Here is a 21,172-nt window from a genome sequence, read left to right as displayed (position 1 = left end):
TAGGATGTGATGAATTGAGTGGTTTTTTTGCTTCACTGTTTCAACCAATAGTAAAAATATTAGAGACTATCGTAGGTCTTTTTTATAATTTTACGCAGCTTTTAGGTGTAGGTAACTATGGCTTAGCAATAATATTAATGACCGTAGTTATTAAAGTACTATTGTACCCGCTTACCGTGAAACAGGTAAAATCGATGAAGGCAATGCAGGATTTACAACCAAAAATAAAAGAATTACAGAAGAAATATAAGGATAAACCGCAGGAACTGCAACAAAAAATGGGACAAATATATAAGGAGGCTGGTGTAAATCCACTGGCAGGGTGTCTGCCGTTAATTGCCCAGATGCCGATTTTGATGGCTATGTTTTATGCTTTACAAAGTGTACATTTTACAAATGATCCATCATTTTTGTGGATTCCCAATTTAGCTATGCCAGATCCGCTATATATACTACCAATATTATCGGCATTAACAACATTTGTAACTCAGTGGCAGACAACTAAAACTTCAGCTCAACAAGGAGCACAGATGAAAATAATGATGGTTGCTATGCCTATTTTCATTGGTTGGATCAGTATTAAATTTGCTGCTGGCCTTGTTTTGTATTGGGTAGTAATGAATATTATGCAGGTATTACAGCAGTGGTGGATGTACCGCAATGAAGAACAGCCAACTAAGTAGTAAAAAGGAGGCTTCTCGAAAATATGGCAAAAGTTATCGAAGTATCTGGAAGGGATATAGATGAAGCAAAACAAAATGCGCTTAAAGAGCTGAATTTGCCGGAAAATAGAGTATTGTTTGAAGTATTAGAAGAACCGTCTAAAGGTTTTTTGGGAATTATTGGTAATAGGGTAGCTAAGATAAGGGCTACTGTAAAAGAACTTTCACCGGAAGATAAGGCTAATGAATTTTTAAATAAAATATTTACTGCCATACAGATGGACGTGGATATAAACCGTCGGGAAATAGATTTTGGCTGTTTATTTGAATTAAGCGGTGATAATATGGGAATTATGATCGGAAAACATGGGCAGACGCTTGATGCACTTCAGTATCTTACTAATCTAGTTGCTAATAAAGGGCTGGATGAAGATAGAAAACATATTGTTCTAGATGTTGAGAATTATCGTAGTCGCAGGGAAGATACACTCAAACATTTGGCATGGCGTATTGCTGATAAAGTGCGTTCACATAAGAAAAAAGTAGTTCTTGAGCCGATGAATCGGCATGAACGTAAAATAATTCACATGGCTCTACAGGATGAGTCAGATATAATGACTTACAGTGATGGAGAGGAACCTTATCGCAGAATTGTTATAGATAATAAAAGGTAAGCTTGTTATTTTATTGACTGTATGACAGGAATTATAATTGTTAAGTTGCTAATTAATAACAAATTATAATTTTATGGCTGTGCCTATGATTTTAATAATAGTATAAAGTTTACAAAAAGCTGTCCAAAAATGGGACAGCTTTTTTAACAAAATGTTATAATATAAAACAGTTTTATTATTTTATTAAGGAGGAAAAATTGTTTAAAGAAATTGATGATACTATTGCAGCGATAGCAACTCCCCCGGGAGAAGGCGGAATAGGTATTATTCGTGTCAGCGGAGTGAAATCTGTAGAACTTGTTGACCAAATTTTTAAGGCGGGTAATGGAAGAACATTGTCTGAACGTCGGTCATATCGTGCGGTCTATGGAAAAATAATCGATATAAATAAAGATGAAATTATTGATGAAGCCTTATGCTTACTGATGCGGGGTCCTCATTCATATACTAAGGAAAATGTAGTAGAAATTCAATGTCACGGCGGTATGATGCCGTTAAAAAGGATATTGTGCCTTTTAATAGATAAGGGGGCAAGACTTGCCGAGCCAGGTGAATTTACAAAACGAGCTTTTTTGAATGGGCGCATTGACTTAGCACAGGCGCAGGCTGTCATGGATGTAATAAAATCAAAGACAGATGCATCTTTAAGAGTAGCCGCCGGTCATTTATCGGGTCAATTTTCTTCTCATATAGCTCAGATAAGAGACCCCTTGCTGGAAATCATAGCACATTATGAAGCTAATATAGATTTTCCCGAAGAGGAAATAGATGCAATTGATAATATTCAGATTATGGAAAAAATCCATGAACTGCAGGAAAGAATAAAAAAGATGCTCTCTACTGCCCGTACAGGAAAGATTTTACGTGATGGTCTTGTTACAGCAATAATAGGGAAACCTAATGTAGGTAAGTCAAGTTTGTTGAATGTGTTTTTGCATTCAGATAGAGCAATTGTGACGGATGTTCCAGGAACCACAAGAGATAGTATAGAAGAATATATCGACATCGGCGGAGTACCACTACGTATAGTTGATACAGCAGGCATAAGACAAACTAATGATAAAGTAGAAAAAATAGGTGTGAATAAATCACGGTCATATATTGAAAATGCGGATTTAATATTAGCAATATTTGATGGAGCAAGACCCATAGATGATGACGATAGAGAAATACTGCACCTTATAAAAGGTAAAAGAGCATTTATTCTCATAAATAAAAATGATTTAACACAGCTATGGGATGAAAGTGATATAAAGGCAATTTGTCCTGATAATAAAGTTATCCATATATCAACGATTAACGAAAAGGGTTTAGCTGAACTGGTAAAAGATATAAAAAATACCGTTTATGCGGGAAATAATGGCAGCCATGCCAGTGAGTATGTTAATGATATAAGACAGATTACGGCATTGAAAAAGGCAGATCAACATTTGAAGGATGCAGTGAAAGGTTTAGATGATGAGCTCCCAGAGGATCTTATTGTTATAGATCTGCGTTCAGCATGGGAGCAATTGGGGGATATAATTGGCGATACTGTTAGTGAAGATATAATAGACGAGATATTTAGTCATTTTTGTATAGGTAAGTGATTAAATTAAAGATATAATATAGTGATTTTTTATAGGCGCAGAATAAGGGTTTATCTGCAGTGCTTGGTAATAATGATAGCTCTTGCTGCTGTATTTCCGAGAAGTTGCCACAAAAATTTTGTAAGTGGTGCGCATGTCAAAAAAATCTCTGGGAGATTAATAATTTGGAGGAACAAAAGTGTTTATTGCCGGAAATTATGATGTTATTGTTATAGGTGCAGGTCACGCAGGAGTAGAAGCAGGATTGGCTTCATCCCGTATTGGCTGCAGGACATTGCTTACTACTTTAAATATGGATAATATAGCATTGATGCCATGCAATCCATCTGTGGGAGGACCAGCTAAAGGGCATTTGGTGCGAGAAGTTGATGCTCTTGGTGGAGAAATGGGCATAAATGCGGATAAGACCTGTATACAATTTAGAATGTTGAATACCAGTAAGGGACCAGCTGTTCAAGCTTTACGGGCTCAGGCAGATAAAAAGAATTACCAGTTTACAATGAAGGAAACATGTGAAAATCAAAAGAATTTGGATGTAAAGCAGCTGCTTGTTGAACGAATATTAACACAAAATAATAAGGTTACAGGAATACAGATTGAAACTGGCGAAATATATACTTGTTCATGTATAGTTCTTGCTTCTGGTACATATCTGCGAGGACGGATAATAATTGGTGAAAAGACCTATGATGGCGGACCGATAGGTCAAAGAGCTGCAATGGCTTTGTCCACATCACTAAAGGATATAGGTATTACTTTAATGAGATTTAAAACGGGAACACCAGCGCGTGTTGATAAGAGATCCCTGGATTTTACCAAAATGAAAGTTCAGCCGGGAGATAATGAATCCCGTAATTTTTCTTTTATGAGTGATGAGGTTACTCGTGAACAGGTTCCTTGCTGGCTGACGTATACTAATGAAAAAACACATAAAATACTACGTGACAATATAAACCGGGCACCTATGGCTAATGGTATAATTGAAGGGGTAGGACCCAGATACTGCCCTTCTATTGAAACAAAGATAATGCGGTTTCCTGATAAGGATAAACATCAATTATTTATCGAACCAGAAGGTCTTAATACCAATGAAATGTATGTGCAGGGAATGTCAACGAGCATGCCTATAGATGTTCAGTTTGAATTTTTGAAAACTATACCAGGGTTGGAGAATGTAAAGATAATGCGGCCTGGTTATGCGATAGAATACGATTGTTTGGATCCGTTACAATTACAACCTTCCTTGGAACATAAGAATATTGAAGGCTTTTTTTCCGCCGGGCAATCGAATGGAACTTCAGGATATGAAGAAGCAGCTGCGCAAGGGCTTATTGCCGGAATAAATGCTGCCTTAAAAGTACAAAAAAAAGACCCGCTTATATTAAAAAGATCAGAGGCTTATATTGGTGTACTTATTGATGACTTGGTAACGAAGGGGACGAATGAACCTTATCGTATGATGACATCACGGGCAGAATACAGACTGATATTGCGCCAGGATAATGCTGATATGCGTCTTACAGAAAAGGGACGCAGAATCGGTTTAGTTAGTGATGCAAGATATGAACGTTTTCTGCAAAAGAAGAATAGGATAGAGGAAATTACCGAGTTATTAAAGAATATAAAAATAAATCCTAACAAAGAAACGAATGCGGTGTTAGAAAAAAATGGTCTGCCGAAAATACGGACGAGTTTTACTTTATATGATTTATTAAAAAGACGTAATATTGATTATGAAAAGCTGCAAAAGGCCTTTGAATTGCCGATTGTAAAGGATGAAGTAAAAAAACAAATAGAAATAAATGCTTCTTATGAAGGATATATAGTAAAACAGCAGGAACAAGTTGACCGAATGGAAAAGTTAGAAAACAAAAAAATTCCTGTCAGTTTAAATTATAATAATGTATCTAATCTGCGTGATGAAGCCAGGGAAAAATTGAAAAAAATAAAACCGATATCATTAGGTCAGGCTGCCAGGATATCAGGAGTTTCACCAGCAGATATTTCAATACTTTTGATATATTTGGAACAATATATGCGAAGGGAAAAAAGCAATGGAATTTTTTAAATGCATGCAGGAAAAAGCTGAGGAATTCGATCTAGAATTAAATAATGATCAGTTGGAAAAGTTTAATATATATTATAATGTCTTAATAGAGTGGAATAAAAAGATGAATCTTACAGCAATAACTGCTCCTGTAGATGTAGCTGTAAAGCATATGATTGATTCATTGAGTGTTTGTGATGATGAGATTATAAAAACAGATAGCAAAATAATAGATATTGGGACCGGGGCAGGTTTTCCGGGGATTCCTTTAAAAATAAAATATCCCCATATTAAATTGACATTGCTGGATTCGCTTAATAAAAGAATAAAATTTTTACAAAATGCGGTTGAAGCAATAGGATTTACTGATATAGAGTTTATTCATGGAAGAGCGGAAGAAATAGCTAGGCAAAAAAAATATCGGGAAAAATATGATATATCTCTTTCACGGGCAGTAGCAAGAATGCCTATATTGTGTGAATATGCTTTGCCATTCGTTAAACAAGGAGGTTTTTTTGCTGCTTTAAAAGGAAAGGTATATAAAGAAGAAATAGAAGAAGCAAAAAATGCATTAAATGTTCTGGGAGGAAAAATATATAAGGTGAAATCAGTGTCATTACCAGGTATTGAAGATGTAAGGGCAATAATATATATAAATAAAATAAATGTAACACCAGCACTTTATCCGCGCAAAGCAGGAACACCTGAGCGGAATCCGTTATAATGAAATATTAAAGGAAACGGGGGATTTTGTATGAAAAAAATTTTTCTGGTAATATTAATAGCTAGTCTTTTTTCATTTAGTATGGAGCCTAGCATGGCAGCAACTGTTGAAAATGTTGGGCAGAATACTGCGTTTACTTCATTAGTTAAACAAGATCAGACTAAAGATGCAGTTAGTAGTAAAAAAAATAGCAGTGTTGATAAAAAAGACGAAGCTGTGTTTAAAAAAGTGGAAAATGCAGAAGAAAACAATAATAAAAGGTTTGTTCTTATTGCTAAGGATGATAAATTTTATTATTATCTTGACCGTAAGTCAGCTCGCTGGATTCTTGAACCGAACACTGATAGACAGATAATGGATGTTTGGATACGGTTAGTAGATGCAAATAAAAAAGATGAACCCTCTAATACCTATTCGAAAATAACGACTGATTCTACGTATTTATTAGATCATTATTATATAAGACCTGTAACAAGACAAGTGCAGTTTTTGTGTGAATTGGAGGTAACAGGGTATCCTGCAAATGATATTAAGCAAAATAATTATTCGGTTAAAAATTGGGAAGATGTTGTTCCTGGAAGTGTTGAGGAAACTATTTATAATGGTGTAATGTTAACAAAAGGTAGTTTAGTGAAAATTCCTGTTAAAAATAAAGGTATTGATAGAGAAGCTAGTGATTTTTTGGATCGTGTGTTAAATATAAGTTTATAATGTAACATACAAGAAGACTGCTGCATATTTTGCAGCAGTCTTCTTGTATGTTATCCACATTATCAACAGAAAAATGTGGGGATAATGTGGATAACATAAGTATATACTTTGTTTTCTGTTAATAAACTGTTAATAAATAGATAAAGTTATCCACAGGAAGTGATTAAGATAAAATTTAGCAATAAAACCTTATTTGTCAAGCTTTGTAAAGTAAAAAAAAATAAAAAAGAAGAATTATCCACAAATTATTTATAAAAATTGTGGATAATTCTTCTTTTTTAATGATGAAATAAACGTATACCGGTCATTGCCATGCTTATATTATATTTATCACAAGTGTCAATGACATTATCATCGCGAATTGAACCACCACTCTGTGCAATATAAGCTACACCGCTTTTATGTGCACGTTCAATATTATCACCAAATGGGAAAAATGCATCAGAGCCAAGTGATACATTAGATATTTTGGTTAGCCAGTCTTGCTTTTCTTTTTTAGATAATATAGGTGGTTTTTCTGTAAATACGCGCTGCCAGTCATCTGCACCAAGTAAATCCATATATTCATCAGAAATATATACATCAATAGCATTATCTCTGTCTGGGCGGCGAATATTTTCTTTAAAGGGAAGATTAAGAACTTTAGGGTGCTGTCTTAGATGCCATGTGTCAGCTTTATTGCCAGCAAGACGAGTACAGTGGACGCGAGATTGCTGCCCGGCTCCTATACCAATTGCTTGCCCGTCTTTAGTATAACAAACAGAGTTTGACTGTGTATATTTTAATGTTATTAAAGCGATGACAAGGTCACGTTTAGCGCTTTCGGTAATATTTTTGTTTTTAGTAGGGATGTTTTCTAAAATAGAAGTATCAATTTTTACGTTATTGCGTTTTTGTTCGAATTTTATGCCAAATACTTCTTTGTGTTCTAATTCAGGCGGTAGGTAATTTTTATCCATTTGTATTATCAGATAATTACCTTTACGTTTAGTTTTTAATATTTCAAGTGCTTTTTCTGAATAAGAGGGAGCAATTATTCCATCAGATACTTCTCTAGCTAAAAAAGATGCTGTTGCTTCATCGCACTCGTCAGACAATGCAGCAAAATCACCGTAAGATGACATTCTATCAGCACCGCGAGCGCGGATGTAAGCACTAGATAACGGAGTTAATTCTATACCTTCGACAAAGTAAACTTTTTTTAGTATGTCGGATAGGGGAAGTCCTACGGCTGCACCAGCAGGACTTACATGTTTAAAAGAAGCGGCCGCAGGAAGTCCTGTTGCTTCTTTTAATTCTTGTACTAACTGCCAGCTGTTAAAAGCATCAAGAAGGTTAATATATCCAGGGCGGCCATTTAATACAGTGAAGGGAAGGTTTGTATTTTCTTTCATAAAAACTCTGGCTGGTTTTTGATTGGGATTGCAGCCATATTTTAGTTCCATTGAATTCATAATTAGGTTCTCCTTTGTTATCAATAATAGTAAAAAAACCATCCAATGTTTTTTGGATGATGTGAGTTGTTTGGAGCTGATAAAGCATTGAATAATATTAGTTCTTAATAAAAAAATATAATTGATCAAAAGAATTGAAGTAATAAGTAAACCTATGGTAAATTAAAAATAATCATTAAAATATGTATTAAATATTTTAATGATATAACACATATTTTAGATAAAATCACTTTATCATTTTAAATGCTGTTTTGTCAAGTAAGGTAGTTTGCTATAGTTTGGATTAGATTATGGACTGGTCAGGTTTGGCAGCATATTTATTTCATGGTAAAGAAAGTATGCTTTATTTTAGGCACGGATGTTTTAAAGTGGTATAATATTAATGATAATATGACTCTTTATAGAGGGGGAATACGTGATGGTAAAAAGTATTGCTGTTTTAACTAGTGGAACAGATAGTCCGGGAATGAATGCTGCTATAAGGGCGGTAACACGAACTGCTTTATTTGAAAAAGCTTCTGTCTGGGGTGTCAAAGATGGTTTTTCTGGATTGGTAAATGATCAAATATATCAGTTGAATTCGGTTTCAGTAAGTGATGTTATACAATGCGGAGGGACTTTTTTAGGAACAAGTTTTTGTCCAGAATTTGAAACTGAAAAAGGTCGTAAACAAGCTTATAATAATCTTAAACGCCATGAGATAGAAGGTATTGTTGTAATTGGCGGTGATGGAACAATGAAGGGTGCTAAGGTTTTTGGGGATGAGTATGATTTCCCAATAGTAGGTATTCCGGCAACAATAGAAAATGATATTTGGGGAACAGACTATACCATAGGCAGTGATACGGCGGCAAATACAATAGTAGAGGCCCTTAATAAACTGCGGGATACTGCCTCTTCGCATCGCCGAGTAATTGTCGTAGAAGTGGCAGGGAAAAAATGTGGTTGGCTGCCATTAGTATCAGGTATTGCCGGCGGTGCGGAATTTATATTAGTACCTGAAGTAGCAACTGATTTGAATCAATTAGTAGAAGATTTAAAGAAAAGACATGCTGAGGGAAAAACCTACAGCCTAATAGTTGTCGGAGATGGTTATGATAATATAATGAATATAGGAAAAACTATTTCAGAAAAAACTAAACTGGATACAAGGATATCTGTATTGGATCTTATATTACGCGGCGGTGCACCTACTGTTGAAGATCGAGTAAAAGCCAGTCAGTTAGGAGAAAAGGCAGCTTTGGCATTAATATCAGGATTATATAATATAGTTTTGGGTTATAATAAAAATGATCTGGTTTCGATTGATTTAAATGATGCTGTTAATAATAAAAAAGAATTAGATAAAGAGTATATGAGAATTGCTAAAATTTTAGTGTAAAAAAATGATAAATAAGCTATGAAGACATTGTTTTCATAGCTTATTTTGTACTAAATTTTTGGCTAATTTAACAGCTATTACACCGTCTTCCGCATATGCATCAGCACCAGCATTATCAGCATATTCCTGCGTTAAAACAGCACCACCTACAATAACATGAGCCTTAGAACCAGCTTTTTTTAAGGAAGAAATTACAGAATCTATCTGAGTCATGGTAGTGGTCATTAAGGAACAGAGGCCTACTATATCGGCATCATTTTCAATAGCAGCACGAACAATAGCTTCGTTAGCCACATCTTTACCTAGATCAATTAATTTAAAGCCATTATTTTCTAATAAAGCTGCAACAATATTTTTACCTAAATCATGGATATCGCCTTTTACTGTAGCAATAACAACAGTTCCATTATTGGCAATTTCCTGGGCGGGAATGATTTCTTTTATTTTTAAAAATGCTTCACGCATGGCTTCAGCAGAAAGCATGACTTGAGGCAGAAAAATTTTTTTTGCTCCAAAATCTTTTCCCACATCATTCATAGCTGCAGAAAGGGCTTTTTCTGTTAGCTCATTGGAAGAATGGCCTTCTTTTAATGCTTGTTCGACCATATTGGCAACATTTTCTTTTTCACCGTTTATTATGGCATTTTTTATTGCCGTTAAAATATTTTTAGGAATATTTTTTTCTTTGACAATAGTTGATTGCTGTTTAGATGCTGTTAAACTGTATTTCTGGCCATTAGGATCTTTAGCAATTAGAGCTGCAGCGGCAGATAATGTATTTTGCATAGATGTATCGTAAGGATTCATTATAGGGGCATCAAGTCCAGCGGCCAAGCACATGGCAAAAAAAGTACTATTTACAAGGGGTCTATTGGGAAGACCAAAGGAAATATTGGAAAGTCCCATAGTTGAGGGATAACCGAATTCATGGCGATATAGATTAAGTGCCTCTAAGACTTCGCATCCTGCTGTCTTATCTGCAGCTATTGTCATTACAAGGCTATCTAAAATAAAATCATTATCTTTCAAACCAGCTTCTTTAGCATGGGTAATGATTTTTTTTAGGATGGTTATTCTGTCACCAGCAGTTTTTGGCAATCCCTTATCTGATAAGGGAAGGCAGAGAATAGCTGCTCCATATTTTTTTGCTAAGGGGATAAAATATTTTAATCTGTCAGGTTCGGCAGAAACAGAATTGATCAAAGCTCGTCCTGGGTAGGCTTTTAATCCTGCTTCTAAACTTTGGGGATCACTTGTGTCTATAGATAAGGGTGTAGAAACTATTTGTGAGATTTCTTTTATTGCTTTTTCCATAGCAGCAGGTTGATCAATGCCGCCAACACCCATGTTTACATCAAGAATATCTGCACCAGCATTTGTTTGTTCTACCGCTTCTTTTTTTACTGATATAAAAGAACCGTTTTTTATTTCTGCCGCTAATTTTTTTCTGCCGGTAGGATTTATTCTTTCACCGATTAGCCTGGTTGGCATATCAATGCCGATAAATACAGTTTTAGTGCGGCTGGTGAGTGCTAAAGAACTAGTAGGTTTTATCCGTATAGGATCGGGTGAATTATATAAAGCTTTTTTTATTTCTGCAATATGATTGGGAGTAGTGCCGCAGCAGCCGCCGATAAAGGATGCTCCGGCACTTATCAGTTTGGGAGCCCATTTGGCCATAGCAATAGGACTCATAGGGAATATTGTTTTGCCATTTATTAAGTGCGGCATACCTGCATTTGGTTGGATACTGATGGGACAGGCACAATTTTTAGCAAGAATTTTAACTATTGGCAGCAGTTGTTCTGGACCTGTGGAACAATTAGCCCCAATTATGTCAGCGCCCATTGCTTCAAGAGTAATAGCAGCAGTTTGGGCATCTGTCCCGGTTACTGTTCTGCCATCTTCGGAATAAGACATTTGGCAGATAACAGGAATATTTGGAGCAGCTTTTTTTGCAGCTAGTAATGCAGTACGCATTTCCTGTAGATCAATGCAAGTTTCAATTAAAATATAGTCAGCACCAGCTTCGGCAAGAGCAGAAGCTTGTTCTAAATATATATCATAAGCCTCATCGAAAGTAAGGTCACCTAAAGGTTCAATAAATTTGCCAGTAGGGCCCATTGATCCAGCTACTTTAGCATTATTGCAGGCAGCAACTCTGGCATTTTTTACACCAGCCATGTTTATTTCCCGTGTACTGCCCTCAAGTCCGAAATGGGCTAATTTTATACGGCTGGCTCCAAAAGTATTTGTTTCTATAATTGTAGAGCCTGCGTTTATATAAGCTTTATGCACATTGATTATATCTGCTGGATGTTTGATATTTAATAATTCGGGACATATGCCTGATTTTAAGATGCCTCGTTCTTGTAATATTGTGCCCATGGCACCATCGAATATATGTATCATAATAATACCTTCTTTTTGTTGCACGTGAAACATGCATTGAATTTAAAAATTTTTATTTGTAACTTTTCGTGAGGGACAGTTTTTTTGTGAACAATTTTGGCAAGAGGGCTTTTCAGGAGAAAAAGGGTCTGTCTGAGGAACAAGGCCAATTATGGCTGTTACGGATTTTCTTGGCGTGAGCATCATAGATGAAGTACAGTGTATGCCTATTTTTTCAGCATTGGCTAACTTGAGTATTTGGGGTTGACATGTTATACTCCAATCGCCATATCCGGGACTAAAACGCCAAATACGTTTGTATCCTAGTGCATTTGCTTTAGGGTCTATATTTTTTTCAAGGGCATCGGCAATTTGTTCTACTGCAGTAGTAGCTGCGGCATCAAGTAACAAACCATGTGAATAAGTACCATTATTAAAAGCCATTTCTATTGATTTTTCTATGACTTCACCAATAGTAACGGCCATGATGATTACTTTTTGGCAATGACTGAGATGATTTAATATTTTACTGCCTGTTATTTGGAAGTCCTTATCAGCTAAAACAATACCATGAATATTATCATAATTATACATATTCCATATACCACGTGGTGTCGCGGAATATACAATTTCATCACAGGCATCTATGATGAAATTTTCATCAAAATCAGCTATTGCCAGTCCGGCATAGCGTCGTGTTTCCTTTTGATCAACTTTTTTTAATGGAGCATTGTATATAGGCATATTTGACACCTCGTAAAAATTTATAAGATTGAGCTGCTGACAAAATATCACGCATACGGATAAAATATATAGAAAAATTTTGTCTTTGCTTTGAAGTTTTCAATATATAAGATAAGATGTTATTTATATGAATGTTTTTCAATTTCTTAGAATGCAAAGTAAAGAATAGGGTATTTTATTGGATCTTTTTAGAATAGAAAATAAACACAATGGAATAGATTTTGTAATTTATATTAACCAGTATAATGAAAATTATTTATATAAAATTAACATATATTTTATCATAAAATATATGTTAATGGTAATAGCTATTAGTTTTATCTAGACATTTATTTATGATATAGTGCAGGAAAATAAGTAATTTTGTGGAAAAATCAATAATAAATAATAAAAAGAAGGTGTTTTTGTGACAAAGATAATTGCGCTTGCTAATCAAAAGGGTGGAGTAGGTAAAACAACAACAGCAATAAATTTAAGTGCAGCACTTGTCGATTTAAAAAAAAAAGTAATGCTTGTAGATGCTGATCCACAGGGAAATGCTACAAGTGGTTGTGGTATAGATAAAACGCATATAAAGAAATCATTATATGATTTGTTATTACGAGGACAAAATATAAGGAATATTTTAATAAAAACAGAATCAGGCATAGAACTTTTACCGGCGATGATTGATTTGGCAGGAGCAGAAGTGGAACTGGTTTCTATGTTTTCACGTGAAACAAAATTAAAAAAGGCTTTGGATAAGGTAAAAAATGAATATGATTATATTTTAATTGATTGTCCCCCTTCATTGGGATTGCTGACAATCAATGCGCTTACAGCAGCAGATTCTGTTATTTTACCATTACAGTGTGAATATTATGCACTGGAAGGGATGACTCAGATACTGAATACGATTAAATTAGTTAAGGAAAATCTTAATGAAAAACTGGTACTGGAAGGTGTAATACTGACTATGTATGATGCCAGAACAAATTTATCTGCTCAAGTTGCTGAGGAAGTAAAGACGCATTTCCCTCATAAAGTATATACCACAGTGATTCCCCGAAATGTACGTTTGAGTGAAGCTCCATCCTACGGCTGCCCGATAAATAAGTATGACTCATTATCAAAAGGAGCATTAGCATATAAATCTTTGGCAGAGGAGATAAATAAAAATGACTAAAAAAACCACACATAATGCATTAGGTCGTGGGCTAGGCGCATTATTAAAGGATGCAGAATCTGATAAGGGGAAAATAGAGCAGATAAATACAGTAGATATTTTATCTAATCCTTTTCAGCCGCGGCATAATTTTGATGATACAAACATAGATGAGCTAGCGCAATCAATAAAAAAATATGGTATATTACAGCCTGTATTAGTTAGAATGGTAGATGGCAAGTATCAGTTGATAGCTGGTGAGCGTCGCTTGCGGGCTTGTAAAAGAATAAATATGCAGGCTATACCAGCTATAGTGTGTGACTATAATGATAAAGAAACAGCACAGATAGCACTTATAGAAAATCTACAGAGAGAAGATTTAAATGCAATCGAAGAGGCAGCTGCTTACCAAAAGTTAATAACAGAAATAGGATTAACGCAAAGTGATGTAGCGCAATATGTGGGGAAAAGCCGTAGCCATATTGCTAATTTTTTGCGGCTGTTAAAATTGAGTGAAACGGTAAAAAAATATGTTGTAGATGATGTATTAAACATGGGACAGGCTAAACCGCTGCTTTCAATCGATGATATACAATTGCAAGAGCAAACGGCATTATATATAATTGCTAATGAGTTATCGGCCCGAGATGCAGAAAATTTAGTAAAAAAAGTATTACAAAATCCGCAGTATTTTACTATGGGAAAAAAAGAAACGGAAAAAACTAAAGATGTCTTTATTAATGATGCAGAAGATAAATTAAAACTTTTGCTGGGGACAAAAGTAAAAATAAAAAAAGGTTTGAAAAAAAGTAAAATAGAAATTGAATTTACTTCAGAACAAGAACTTGATCGTATAGTGGAAACTTTAATAAAGGAAAAAACTACCAATAAAACACAAAAAATGGAAAAAGAATTTTTTGTATAAATTTTGATATCAAAATGAATTATGTGGTATAATATGGCGTGCTTAATCATTATTAGCAGTAAGCGGCAAAGTTATTGAATTTTAATCAAAGAAGATTATAACTTCTTTAACTTTAAGTAATGGTTGAAGGTATAGCAAAAATTTATAAAATTATATGTATTAGAAACAAGTATGGTGATTCTTTTCCGCGGTTGTTAAATAGTGGGAATGTGTGATAATTAGGATTATAATGAAAAACATAAGCTGGTCAATTATGTATATTGTAAAATTGCAGTAAATTGTTTATAGATGATTTCTGTAAAAGGCAGTTATGCTGTTATAAAATCTTAAAGTCAAGCTTATCCCAAGTAGATGTATTATATATCGGTAAATATGCTTATGATTTTATAGGATCAGCTATAAACAATAAAATACAATATTAAAGACTAATACTTATTATAAGGGAGTATCAATAAATGGTAGAAAGTTCTAGTGGTATAATTTATATTATTATAGCAATGATTATTTTATTATTATTCGTATATATAATTGCTATTATATCTTTAGTAAAACTAAATAATATGAAAAAACGTTATAAATTAATGATGACAGGATCAAATGCTAAGTCTTTAGAAAATATGCTTTTGGAACATATTTCTAAAGTTGATAAGGTTATGGATCAGAATGCTGATATTATAGATGATAATAAGCAGATACATAATATACTGCAAAATGTCATTCAGCGGGTAGGAATTGTCAGATTTGCTGCATTTGAAGATGTTGGTGGGGATTTAAGCTATGCAGTGGCTCTTTTAGACAGAAATAATACCGGTTTAGTTTTATCCAGTATATTCAGTCGCAATAATTCTACGACTTATATGAAGCCGATTGATAAGGGAACATCTTCTTATAAACTTTCTAGTGAAGAAAGGGAAGCTTTGAATAGGGCAATGGCAAAAGGATAAAAGAAAATTTTTATTGTACCAGCAAATAAATGTAAGTAAATAATGTTTTTATATTAGATATTAGGATAAGCGGGTTTATAGCTTATCCTAATATTGTTTTTGGGAAAAATAATGTAGTGTAAGTAAAATTTCTAATAGATTAGTAAAATTTTGTATTGAGGCAGAGCAAAATAATTGCATTTTATTTTATTGACGAAAAATAAAATAAAATATATAATATAAAAACCGACTGGTTGGTTTAATGATATAAAGGGAAGCATAGTAATGATACAAAAACGTGAGCATATTGTAAAAAAGGCAGCAAAGCTGATCCATCTTAAGGGATATAGAGATACATCAATGGAAGAAATATTAACAGCTGCTAAAATAAGTAAAGGACAATTTTATTATTATTTTTCGTCAAAAGAAGAACTTGGCTTAGTTATATTGGATTATGTATTTGCGAAGTGGAAAAAAAATATAGTAGAAAATATTTTAGAAACAAACAAACTACCAAAAGAAAAAATTGCGGCCATGCTTGATTATATAATAGAATGTAAAAGTGCAAAAAAAATAAAATATGGTTGTATTTTTGGGAATTTATCTATTGAACTTAGTAATCATAGTGAAGTCTTTAGGAAAAAATTAGCAGCAATATTCGATTTTTGGATAAATGAAGTAAAACTAGTTATTGATGACATAGAAGAAAAAGACAGAGATACAACTTTGGACAGCCGTATATTAGCACAAACAATTGTATCTGTTATTGAGGGAGTTACATTATTAACAAAAAATAATAGAAATATTGCAATGATGGTAGATGTATTCCAAAATATGAAGAAGATTATGAAAATTTAAAAAAGGAAGAAAAAAATGCGTAAATATATTTGGTTTATAGTAATGGTACTATTAGTAGGTTTTAGTGTCTATAATTATATGGCAGCATATAAAAATTATACGGGGAAATCAGCTGAAGAACCAGCTACTGTGGGAGTAGTTATCGGGAAAAAAGCACCCGCGATTACTTTAAAAGACATAGAAGATAAGTCTGTAACAATAAATGCAGCAAAAAATAATAAAGTATATGTATTGAATTTTTGGGCCAGCTGGTGTCCCCCATGTCGTGATGAAATGCCGGAAATAAATGATTTTTATAATAAATACAAAAATAAATTACAATTTTTGGCAATTAACATGCAAGAATCAAAAACAAAAATAAATAGTTTTATGGTACAGAATAATTATGTTTTTCCTGTTTTACTGGATAGTGATGGAAAAGCGGCAGAATTGTTTAAAGTTCGTCAGATTCCGACAACTATCGTAATCGATAAAAATGGAATAATAAAGTATCGGCGGACTGGACAGATTGATTTGGTTGAATTAGAAAAAATCATTGATAGCGCAGGAGATAAAAATAATGATTGATAATGTTAGTGTAACAGCAGCTTTGTTTGCTGGGCTGTTATCGTTTGTTTCCCCCTGTGTTCTACCAATGCTGCCTACCTTTTCGTTAATATTAGCACAATCAATTGATGGACAAGAAGAGAGAAAATGGAACATATATATAAATAGTATTTGTTTTTTGTCGGGATTTACGCTGGTTTTTATTATTATGGGAGCAACGGCGTCATTGATGGGACAATGGTTTTTTAATTATCAGGAAGAGATAAAAAAAGCAGGGGCAATTATTATTATTATTATGGGAATAATATTGACAGGTCATTTTCAGACAACTTTTTTGGGCAGAGACTATCGACCTTTTTTAAAAAAGACTTTTAAAGGACCTGTTGGAGCATTTTTATTAGGTACAGCTTTTACAGCAGGCTGGACACCATGTACTGGACCGATTCTTGCTGCAATACTAATTTATGCGGGACAAACTGGAACAGTTAAAACAGGTATATTTTTATTATTTGTTTATTCTATGGGTTTTTCTATACCATTTTTTTTGTTTGTAGCGGTATTGAAAAAATACTTGATACATATGCGTAAGTTTTATGGATGGCTGCCTATAATACAAAAAGTTGCTGGTTATATGATGATAATTTTAGGTGCTTTTATTTGGCTGGACTGGCTTCAAAAGGGAATAGGAATTATTTTTTCAATATTTTAAATGTAAAGCATAAGTATTATTTTGAATGTATTATCCAAGGAAACACGAGAAGCTATGTTATAAAATTTATTACATAGATTACAAAAAAAAATGATGACTATATATGCTTGTAATAAGGTAAAAATCGTGATAAACTTGAATTAGAGTAATAAATTATGATGTTACACATTAACACATAATTATCACTAAAACAGTTTTGCTTTCGGTAGTATTTTTATAAAAAAAATACTATTTATTTGAAAACCAGCTTATTTTAATAGAATTGAATAACAATAAGTGGTCTAAGTTTTAAAGTGAGTAAAATTTACTTTAAAAAGGAATTTTATCTATCGGCGAGGCGATTTTTATGTTGAAAAAAGCGGCATTGAAAGCTGCATTAAAACTATGGAATAAAGGCGGGTTTACTGTACGATTTTGGGATGGTGAAGAAAAAAATTATGGTAAAGAGAATCCTAATTTTAAAATAATTTTTCACCGTGAACCTGAATTTAAGGATATCACGCAGATAGGTTCAAATATTGTATTGACATTAGGCGAAGCTTATATGGACGGAAGTATAGATTTTGAAGGTTCATTGGATGATGTTATTGCAACTATGTTCAAAAACCAGGCTGGAGATATTAAAAAATATGATTTGGCTGGTTTGAGGAAAAAAATGTTTTCCGGCGTGGAAGAAGAAGAAAAAGAAAATATACACAGTCATTATGATCTTGGCAACGATTTTTATCGAAAGTGGCTTGATAGGACAATGTCATATTCCTGTGCTTATTTTAAACGACCAACAGATACTCTTGAAGAAGCTCAATTACATAAAATAGATCATTCGTTGCAAAAGTTATTGTTAAGAAAAAATGAAACTTTGCTTGATATTGGCTGTGGATGGGGCTGGCTCATAATAAGAGCGGCACAGCTTTATGGTGTTAATGCTGTAGGAATTACTTTAAGTGAAGAACAATATGATGGAGTTACTGCGAGAATAAAAAAATTAGGTTTAGAAGATAAAGTAAAAGTTCATTTATTAAATTATATGGATTTAGATCCAAAACAATATAAATTTGATAAAATTGTCAGTATTGGAATGTTTGAACATGTAGGCAAAGAATTTTTGCCATTATATCTACACAAAGTTAATACACTGTTAAAGGACGGAGGGTTGTTTTTACTCCATTCTATAATGGGCTTTACGGAAGCACCGACTAATGGTTGGATAAAGAAATATATTTTCCCCGGAGGTTATGTCCCAACGGTGCGTGAAACTGTAAGTTTACTGCCTGATTTTAATTTTTATTTACTTCACATGGAAAGTCTGCGTCGGCATTATGCACGTACGTTGGATGAATGGCATAAGAATTTTATGAATTGCAAAGATGAACTACCGGAAAAGTATAATGAAAGATTTAAGCGGATGTGGAGTCTGTATCTTGCCGGCTGTGCGTCTGCATTTAGAACGGGCAATATAGATGTAGTACAGTATCTTTTAAGTAAAGGTGTAAATAACAAATTACCAATGACTGATGAATATATGTATGAAGATTAATAATATAAACTGCTTATAATGTTGCAGGAGGGCAGCTTTTAGTATATATATTCAGGACATACTCCTACTGTTTTATAAGCAGGGAAATTTTGTCACAAATAATTTAATTTTTTTATTTCAGGCAGGAAAAAATTATCATTTATTGAATTTATAATAGATTTACATAAAAAACCGTAGTTTAGCATGGAAAAATAATGTGAGTCTTGCGGGTCTGCGTAAGTAGCTATAGCTGAATGTTCAATAAACGGATAGGATATTATCCGTTTATTGAACACATAAAACTTGTTTTGTAAGGCAGGATTCGGTATCACTCTCTATTTTCCTGATTTTAGCCATGGTGAGTATATCAAAAAGATGTTAAAAGTATATTATAATTTGGGGGCCTTTTTGTTGACAAAAAAAACGTTACTAGGAGTTGCAGTCTGTCTTTCTTTAAGTACGACAGCTTTTGCAGCACCATTGCAGAATTATGATCAGGGAAAAGTTGAAATTAATGCAGGTACAGCTGTTGCACCAGCGATGTCTGTAAAAAACAGCAACACAGGAGAAAAAGTTGACTCTGATGTAAAAAACAGGGTTTTTGGCGGTGCGACAGTAGGTCTTGGCAATAATCTGGCAGTACAGTACAAGTATAATGACAGTCGACTGAAGTTATCGGATTTTGGAGATCAAAATTTTAGAACACAGGAATATAACTTGAGATATAAACTCAATAAAAATGTTTCATTATATGCTGGTAATATGCATGCACGTTTAGGTTTAGATGATAACTGGGGCGATGCCACACGCAGTTTTTTCCAAGCCGGTGCACAGTATGAAGCTCCAATCGCTCCAAATATGACAGGCTGGGCAGCTGCCGGTTTTGGTGACAACATGCAGCATTATGAAGCTGGTGTAGGTTATGCCTTTACCGAAAATGTGGATTTAGATTTACTTTATCAATATACTAAAGTAAATGATTTTCAGGTTCAGAATACTAATATGGATGTAACAGCTAAAGGGTTATATGCAGGATTATCTTTTAAATTTTAACGATCAATAATTAGTCATTTCTGAATAATAGTTGGAGTATGAAACAGTGGTGGAATATTTGGAGTTATTCTGCTTAGGTCTATGCCATAGACATGTCATGCAAAAGATATTTTAGTTTAAAAATAATCATGATTAAGAGATAGAATAAGGCTGCTGCCATATATAGGTTACTTTATAAATAAAATTTATTGATTTAATTATTACAGCCATAATAATAGATTAACTATTATTATGGCTGCTTTTTTTTATAAAGTTAAAAATATGTATGGTATTTATTGAAAAATATTGACAGATATAAAATTATTATTTAGTATATTATACAAGTAGTATAAATTAAATTTATAAATCAGATATGGTTAAGTATAGGTCATATCTTTATTTAGTATCTGAGAATTTAAATTGAATATGTACAGCTTAAATTACAGCTATGGATGGTAAAAGGAGTCTTTTGTATTTTAAAAGTATTTTCTAATGTAGAAAAACAAAAAAATGAGCTGGAAGATATACTTTTGCATGTGAAAACTGATCAAATTATATACAGGCAGAGAAATGAAATAAAAATTGCAAATCGTTTAAAGCTTTTAGAAAATCAGCTTCAGCTCGCAATAAAAAATTTAGATGATGCTATGCAGTTAAAATAGATTTTTATTGCAGCAACAGCCCTATATCATAAAAAAATTATGATATAGGGCTGTTGTTTATCGGAAAAAGAGGTATAATAAATATGAATTAAAAAATAAATTAAGTGTTTTGGCATACTTATATTCTTTGAATATTCATAAAAAACAAAAAATATTTACAAAATGTTTACGATGCCAAAATTATGATTATTGGTTTTTAAAATAATAATTACCTTAGGTTTATGGCGGACCTAAGGTAATTATTTCCGAACTATATTTAAAGATGGAGTTATTTATATGAGAAGGAGGTTCTCTTAAATAAATTATTTTTCTTTTAGTATTTATTAATAACATAGGCTTTTATAGTATTAATAAATACAATAAAGATCATTTCAGTTTAATTGGCTATTAGCATGGCAGACACAATATTATTAATCAAGCGGATGGCTTTTAACTGTTAGAGTTGTTTATTAATGGATAACAACAAAATAAGTTTCTTAG

19 protein-coding genes are annotated in these 21,172 nt (G+C 33.3%); 16 read left to right on the top strand and 3 right to left on the bottom strand.

Translation table 11 applies throughout. The features are described 5' to 3' along the window. The first annotated feature begins 14 nt into the window (after nucleotides 1-14). The 6 genes from I6760_RS05825 (at nucleotide 15) to I6760_RS05800 (ending at nucleotide 6,407) form a co-directional block, all read left to right on the top strand. Complete coding sequence (locus I6760_RS05825; RefSeq protein WP_196593516.1) at nucleotides 15-683, top strand: YidC/Oxa1 family membrane protein insertase; 669 nt, start codon at nucleotides 15-17, stop codon at nucleotides 681-683. Between the two features lie 23 nt (nucleotides 684-706). Beyond that, the gene (gene jag / locus I6760_RS05820) at nucleotides 707-1,336 is read left to right on the top strand and encodes an RNA-binding cell elongation regulator Jag/EloR (protein WP_196593515.1); all 630 of its coding nucleotides are present in this window, start codon (nucleotides 707-709) and stop codon (nucleotides 1,334-1,336) included. A gap of 197 nt (nucleotides 1,337-1,533) precedes the next feature. Next, nucleotides 1,534-2,925, top strand: a complete 1,392-nt coding sequence (gene mnmE, locus I6760_RS05815) for a tRNA uridine-5-carboxymethylaminomethyl(34) synthesis GTPase MnmE (protein WP_196593514.1) — start codon at nucleotides 1,534-1,536, stop codon at nucleotides 2,923-2,925. 178 nt (nucleotides 2,926-3,103) lie between these two features. Further along, nucleotides 3,104-4,993: a tRNA uridine-5-carboxymethylaminomethyl(34) synthesis enzyme MnmG gene (mnmG, locus tag I6760_RS05810; RefSeq protein ID WP_196593513.1), complete on the top strand. Its 1,890-nt coding sequence runs from the start codon at nucleotides 3,104-3,106 to the stop codon at nucleotides 4,991-4,993. After that, entirely contained in the window at nucleotides 4,980-5,696 is a 717-nt protein-coding gene (gene rsmG / locus I6760_RS05805) for a 16S rRNA (guanine(527)-N(7))-methyltransferase RsmG (RefSeq protein ID WP_196593512.1), read from the top strand. The genes mnmG and rsmG overlap by 14 nt, the downstream gene beginning before the upstream one ends. A gap of 30 nt (nucleotides 5,697-5,726) precedes the next feature. Further along, complete coding sequence (locus tag I6760_RS05800) at nucleotides 5,727-6,407, top strand: hypothetical protein (protein WP_196593511.1); 681 nt, start codon at nucleotides 5,727-5,729, stop codon at nucleotides 6,405-6,407. Nucleotides 6,408-6,685: 278 nt separating this feature from the next. On the opposite strand, the gene I6760_RS05795 is transcribed toward I6760_RS05800, so the two are convergent. Further along, the gene (locus I6760_RS05795) at nucleotides 6,686-7,861 is read right to left on the bottom strand and encodes a phosphoribosylaminoimidazolecarboxamide formyltransferase (protein WP_196593510.1); all 1,176 of its coding nucleotides are present in this window, start codon (nucleotides 7,859-7,861) and stop codon (nucleotides 6,686-6,688) included. A gap of 418 nt (nucleotides 7,862-8,279) precedes the next feature. Here I6760_RS05795 and I6760_RS05790 point away from each other — a divergent pair, with 418 nt between their 5' ends. Next, entirely contained in the window at nucleotides 8,280-9,242 is a 963-nt protein-coding gene (locus I6760_RS05790; RefSeq protein ID WP_196593509.1) for an ATP-dependent 6-phosphofructokinase, read from the top strand. A gap of 33 nt (nucleotides 9,243-9,275) precedes the next feature. Here the strand turns inward: I6760_RS05790 and I6760_RS05785 are convergent, their stop codons facing one another. Together I6760_RS05785 and I6760_RS05780 are read right to left on the bottom strand one after the other, a co-directional pair. Then, nucleotides 9,276-11,654: a homocysteine S-methyltransferase family protein gene (locus tag I6760_RS05785; protein WP_196593508.1), complete on the bottom strand. Its 2,379-nt coding sequence runs from the start codon at nucleotides 11,652-11,654 to the stop codon at nucleotides 9,276-9,278. Between the two features lie 42 nt (nucleotides 11,655-11,696). Next, entirely contained in the window at nucleotides 11,697-12,377 is a 681-nt protein-coding gene (locus tag I6760_RS05780; protein WP_196593507.1) for a vitamin B12 dependent-methionine synthase activation domain-containing protein, read from the bottom strand. 406 nt (nucleotides 12,378-12,783) lie between these two features. Here I6760_RS05780 and I6760_RS05775 point away from each other — a divergent pair, with 406 nt between their 5' ends. From I6760_RS05775 to I6760_RS05735, 9 genes are all read left to right on the top strand, one after another. Then, nucleotides 12,784-13,542, top strand: a complete 759-nt coding sequence (locus I6760_RS05775; protein ID WP_196593506.1) for a ParA family protein — start codon at nucleotides 12,784-12,786, stop codon at nucleotides 13,540-13,542. After that, complete coding sequence (locus tag I6760_RS05770; RefSeq protein WP_196593505.1) at nucleotides 13,535-14,446, top strand: ParB/RepB/Spo0J family partition protein; 912 nt, start codon at nucleotides 13,535-13,537, stop codon at nucleotides 14,444-14,446. Before I6760_RS05775 ends, I6760_RS05770 begins: the two co-directional genes overlap by 8 nt. 455 nt (nucleotides 14,447-14,901) lie before the next feature. Further along, complete coding sequence (locus I6760_RS05765) at nucleotides 14,902-15,390, top strand: DUF4446 family protein (RefSeq protein ID WP_196593504.1); 489 nt, start codon at nucleotides 14,902-14,904, stop codon at nucleotides 15,388-15,390. 264 nt (nucleotides 15,391-15,654) lie between these two features. Next, complete coding sequence (locus I6760_RS05760) at nucleotides 15,655-16,227, top strand: TetR/AcrR family transcriptional regulator (protein ID WP_196593503.1); 573 nt, start codon at nucleotides 15,655-15,657, stop codon at nucleotides 16,225-16,227. A gap of 15 nt (nucleotides 16,228-16,242) precedes the next feature. Further along, complete coding sequence (locus tag I6760_RS05755) at nucleotides 16,243-16,794, top strand: TlpA family protein disulfide reductase (RefSeq protein ID WP_196593502.1); 552 nt, start codon at nucleotides 16,243-16,245, stop codon at nucleotides 16,792-16,794. Then, the gene (locus I6760_RS05750) at nucleotides 16,787-17,482 is read left to right on the top strand and encodes a cytochrome c biogenesis CcdA family protein (protein ID WP_196593501.1); all 696 of its coding nucleotides are present in this window, start codon (nucleotides 16,787-16,789) and stop codon (nucleotides 17,480-17,482) included. The genes I6760_RS05755 and I6760_RS05750 overlap by 8 nt, the downstream gene beginning before the upstream one ends. A gap of 346 nt (nucleotides 17,483-17,828) precedes the next feature. Then, the gene (locus tag I6760_RS05745) at nucleotides 17,829-19,019 is read left to right on the top strand and encodes an SAM-dependent methyltransferase (RefSeq protein WP_196593500.1); all 1,191 of its coding nucleotides are present in this window, start codon (nucleotides 17,829-17,831) and stop codon (nucleotides 19,017-19,019) included. 390 nt (nucleotides 19,020-19,409) lie between these two features. Beyond that, a complete protein-coding gene (locus I6760_RS05740; protein ID WP_196593499.1) occupies nucleotides 19,410-20,051 on the top strand; it encodes an outer membrane beta-barrel protein in 642 nt (213 codons plus the stop codon). A gap of 431 nt (nucleotides 20,052-20,482) precedes the next feature. Further along, nucleotides 20,483-20,692, top strand: a complete 210-nt coding sequence (locus tag I6760_RS05735; RefSeq protein WP_196593498.1) for a hypothetical protein — start codon at nucleotides 20,483-20,485, stop codon at nucleotides 20,690-20,692. Nucleotides 20,693-21,172: the final 480 nt, after the last annotated feature.

It is taken from the genome of Pectinatus sottacetonis, assembly GCF_015732155.1.
In the GTDB taxonomy this organism is placed as follows: Bacteria; Bacillota; Negativicutes; order Selenomonadales; family Selenomonadaceae; genus Pectinatus; species Pectinatus sottacetonis.
The sequence above is the reverse complement of the archived record's forward strand: the minus strand, read 5'-3'. Positions and strand labels throughout refer to the sequence as shown.

Bases quoted from the DNA above. Each gene is read 5' to 3' on its own strand.
- jag (WP_196593515.1), top strand. From the start codon at position 707: ATGGCAAAAGTTATCGAAGTATCTGGAAGGGATATAGATGAAGCAAAA.
- rsmG (WP_196593512.1), top strand. From the start codon at position 4,980: ATGGAATTTTTTAAATGCATGCAGGAAAAAGCTGAGGAATTCGATCTA.
- I6760_RS05800 (WP_196593511.1), top strand. From the start codon at position 5,727: ATGAAAAAAATTTTTCTGGTAATATTAATAGCTAGTCTTTTTTCATTT.
- I6760_RS05795 (WP_196593510.1), bottom strand. From the start codon at position 7,861: ATGAATTCAATGGAACTAAAATATGGCTGCAATCCCAATCAAAAACCA.
- I6760_RS05790 (WP_196593509.1), top strand. From the start codon at position 8,280: ATGGTAAAAAGTATTGCTGTTTTAACTAGTGGAACAGATAGTCCGGGA.
- I6760_RS05785 (WP_196593508.1), bottom strand. From the start codon at position 11,654: ATGATACATATATTCGATGGTGCCATGGGCACAATATTACAAGAACGA.
- I6760_RS05780 (WP_196593507.1), bottom strand. From the start codon at position 12,377: ATGCCTATATACAATGCTCCATTAAAAAAAGTTGATCAAAAGGAAACA.
- I6760_RS05770 (WP_196593505.1), top strand. From the start codon at position 13,535: ATGACTAAAAAAACCACACATAATGCATTAGGTCGTGGGCTAGGCGCA.
- I6760_RS05765 (WP_196593504.1), top strand. From the start codon at position 14,902: ATGGTAGAAAGTTCTAGTGGTATAATTTATATTATTATAGCAATGATT.
- I6760_RS05760 (WP_196593503.1), top strand. From the start codon at position 15,655: ATGATACAAAAACGTGAGCATATTGTAAAAAAGGCAGCAAAGCTGATC.
- I6760_RS05755 (WP_196593502.1), top strand. From the start codon at position 16,243: ATGCGTAAATATATTTGGTTTATAGTAATGGTACTATTAGTAGGTTTT.
- I6760_RS05750 (WP_196593501.1), top strand. From the start codon at position 16,787: ATGATTGATAATGTTAGTGTAACAGCAGCTTTGTTTGCTGGGCTGTTA.
- I6760_RS05745 (WP_196593500.1), top strand. From the start codon at position 17,829: ATGTTGAAAAAAGCGGCATTGAAAGCTGCATTAAAACTATGGAATAAA.
- I6760_RS05735 (WP_196593498.1), top strand. From the start codon at position 20,483: ATGGTAAAAGGAGTCTTTTGTATTTTAAAAGTATTTTCTAATGTAGAA.